This window comes from Rhizobium sp. P1_E6, from assembly GCF_056405875.1.
Genome location: NZ_JBFUBG010000210.1, coordinates 1 through 2,774 on the forward strand (window position 1 = coordinate 1; position 2,774 = coordinate 2,774).

Below are 2,774 nucleotides of genomic sequence, written 5' to 3' on the forward strand. Positions count from 1 at the left end.
TWCGCGATCCGCGCTTGTCTCGTGGGCTCGGAGATGTGTATWAGAGTCAGGACGGCAGCGCATCGCCCCTCTGGATCGTCATGACGCGCGGTTCGTCGCCCGTCACCGCGACGAGAACCGCGATCAATTCCGCATGTGCAAAGCCTATCGTCACCGGTTACCGAGAATCTGTTCCTGATGGATCTATTCTCTGACATAGGCTGGCACTGATGCCAATGGAGCTCCACCTTCTCCCTCAGCGGAGAGAAGTGCCGGCAGGCGGAAGGGAAGTGGGGGCGGTGCTTTCCACCGAATTCTGCGAAACGATCCGGCAAGGATTGCTCTCGCCGCAACTTTTCCGTGGCTCATGGAGCCGCCCGCCCTTCTACGGCCCGGCTCCAAAAAAGGCGAGCCGGGTCAAGATCGTATAGTCCGCTTCCGATACCATCAACGCCACGAAAACCAGCACCAGCACCGGCGGTAGCAGGATGGCGTAGACCAGCGCCAGCCGCTCCCAGGCCATGTGCATGAAGACGGCGACGATCAGCCCGGCCTTCAGCATCATGAACAGCAGGATGAGAGTCCACCTCAAGTAGCCCTGGATACCGAGATAATCGACCATGTAGGACGCCGCGCTGAGCACGAAGAGCAGGCCCCAGACGAGGAGATAGAGTCTGATCGGATGCTGCTGTCCGGTATGTGCCTGAGCATGCGCCGTTTGGGTTTGTGCATGCGCCGTTGTCTCGCTCATGACGACCTCACCACAGATAGAAAAATGCGAAGATGAAGACCCAGACCAGGTCGACGAAGTGCCAGTAGAGCCCCATGATCTCGACGGCCTCGTAGCGGCCTTTCCGGCTGGTAAAAAAGCCGCGCCGTTCCACATCGAAATCGCCCCGCCAGACCTTGCGGGCGATGATGAGGAGGAAGATGACGCCGATTGTGACATGGGTGCCGTGAAAGCCTGTGATCATGAAGAAGGTCGATCCGAACTGCGCTGCCCCCCACGGGTTTTCCCAGGGGCGCACGCCTTCAGTGATCAGCTTCGTCCATTCGAAGGCCTGCATGCCGACGAAACATGCGCCCAGAAGCGCCGTCAGCAGCATCAGCACAGCTGTCTTGTGGCGGTCGCGGCGATAGCCGAAATTGACCGCCATCGCCATGGTGCCGCTGCTCGAGATCAGCACGAAGGTCATGATCGCGATCAGGATCAGCGGAACGTCCTGGCCGCCGATATGCAGCGCGAAGACCTCGCTCGGATTGGGCCAGGGGACCGGCGTCGACATGCGCGCGGTCATATAGGCGATCAGGAAACAGCCGAAGACGAAGGTGTCGCTCAAGAGAAAGATCCACATCATCGCCTTGCCCCAGGAGGCGGTCTTGAAGGCGCGCTGATCCGAGCTGAAATCGGCCGCGACACCCCGAAGGCCCACCGGCCTGAGGCCGGGTTCGCCGTGTGTCTGGACAGGATGTGCCATCTGCAAATCTCCTAGTTCAGTAATGTGCGGCAGAGATCGACGAAATCATTCGCCCAGCCGGCAAAAAGCGCGAAGAGCAGGAGCCAGACGGCGAGCATGAAATGTGAATAGATGGCGGAAAGATCGACACTGAGGCRCAGCCTTTCCGGCGCAATGTCGGCTGAAAACGCCCTGAACGTCGTGTGGGCGAGCACGGCAAGTCCGCCGAGGATATGCAACCCGTGCAAGCCGGTCAGCATGTAGAAGAAGCTGTTGGCGGGATTGTCGKCCAGCACGTAGCCGGCTGCCGTCAGCTCGCGCCATGCCTGGATCTGCCCGACGAGAAAGGCGACCGCAAGCGCAAGTGCGCCAACAAGTGCCGGCCGCAGCGCGTCCATGCGACCGTGCTGTGCTTCTCGTTTGGCCCATTGCAGTGCAGCGCTGCTCAGGGCGAGTGCGGCGGTATTTACCCAGAGGAGGCGCGGAACCGGCATCCCCCACCAGTCCGCCGACGCCGCACGCATAAAATAGGCACTGACGGCAAGRCTGAAGAGCGCGCCGACGACCCCGAGAAACACGAAGAGGCCGATTTTGACCGCTGGCACAGGTTGCCGATCGGCGCCGTCATGGGCCGGCAGCTGCACCGACCCGGTTTCGAGCCAGGGCTTGGAGGTCAGGCGCTGCCCGGAAAGCCACCAGATGATGATGGCGGCGATGGCGGCAAGAAAGATCAGCATGACGTTCATGCCGGCACCTCGCGGGTGACGCCATCGCTTGCCGGCACATTCTGCGGGATGAAATCTTCCGCCGCGCCAGGCACGCTGTAATCATAAGCCCAGCGGTAGACGACAGGCAGATCCTTGCCCCAGTTGCCGTGCGCAGGCGGCGTCTGCGGCGTCTGCCATTCCAGCGTCGTTGCCCGCCATGGATTGCCGCCTGCCTCCCTGCCGCGCAAAAGGCTCCAGACCAGATTGAACAGGAAGACCATCTGCCCGGCCCCGACGATCAGCGCCATGCCGGTGATGAAGATATTCAGCGTATGGGCCGAAGGCGGAACGAAGGCCGTCTCTCCCATCTCGAAGTAGCGGCGCGGCACGCCGAGCAGGCCGAGATAATGCATCGGAAAGAAGATCGCATAGGTGCCGAGGAAGGTGATCCAGAAGTGGATCTGGCCGAGCGTTTCGTCCAGCATGCGGCCCGTCACCTTCGGATACCAGTGATAGATCGCCCCGAAGATGACGAGGATCGGCGCGACCCCCATGACCATGTGGAAATGGGCGACGACGAACATCGTATCCGACAGCGGCACGTCGACGACGACATTGCCGAGGAAAAGGC

General features: G+C 61.2%; 5 protein-coding genes. 1 reads left to right on the plus strand and 4 read right to left on the minus strand.

All coding sequences use genetic code 11. The annotated features are described in order from the left end of the window. A partial coding sequence (locus AC1D35_RS35345) for a hypothetical protein (RefSeq protein ID WP_477942592.1) occupies positions 1-194 on the plus strand: 194 nt, incomplete at its 5' end. Between the two features lie 170 nt (positions 195-364). On the opposite strand, the gene AC1D35_RS35350 is transcribed toward AC1D35_RS35345, so the two are convergent. The 4 genes from AC1D35_RS35350 to AC1D35_RS35365 all read right to left on the minus strand — a co-directional run. Further along, positions 365-730: a cytochrome C oxidase subunit IV family protein gene (locus AC1D35_RS35350; RefSeq protein WP_477855023.1), complete on the minus strand. Its 366-nt coding sequence runs from the start codon at positions 728-730 to the stop codon at positions 365-367. 7 nt (positions 731-737) lie between these two features. Then, positions 738-1,457, minus strand: a complete 720-nt coding sequence (locus AC1D35_RS35355) for a heme-copper oxidase subunit III family protein (protein WP_477855024.1) — start codon at positions 1,455-1,457, stop codon at positions 738-740. Between the two features lie 11 nt (positions 1,458-1,468). Next, a complete protein-coding gene (locus tag AC1D35_RS35360) occupies positions 1,469-2,182 on the minus strand; it encodes a cytochrome c oxidase subunit 3 (protein ID WP_477942588.1) in 714 nt (237 codons plus the stop codon). Next, positions 2,179-2,774: cbb3-type cytochrome c oxidase subunit I (locus AC1D35_RS35365; RefSeq protein ID WP_477942590.1), on the minus strand; the 596-nt coding region annotated here is incomplete at its 5' end. The genes AC1D35_RS35365 and AC1D35_RS35360, both read right to left, overlap by 4 nt.

What these genes read in the sequence shown, in the direction of transcription:
- AC1D35_RS35350 (WP_477855023.1), bottom strand. Translation starts at nt 730, where the DNA reads ATGAGCGAGACAACGGCGCATGCACAAACCCAAACGGCGCATGCTCAG.
- AC1D35_RS35355 (WP_477855024.1), bottom strand. Translation starts at nt 1,457, where the DNA reads ATGGCACATCCTGTCCAGACACACGGCGAACCCGGCCTCAGGCCGGTG.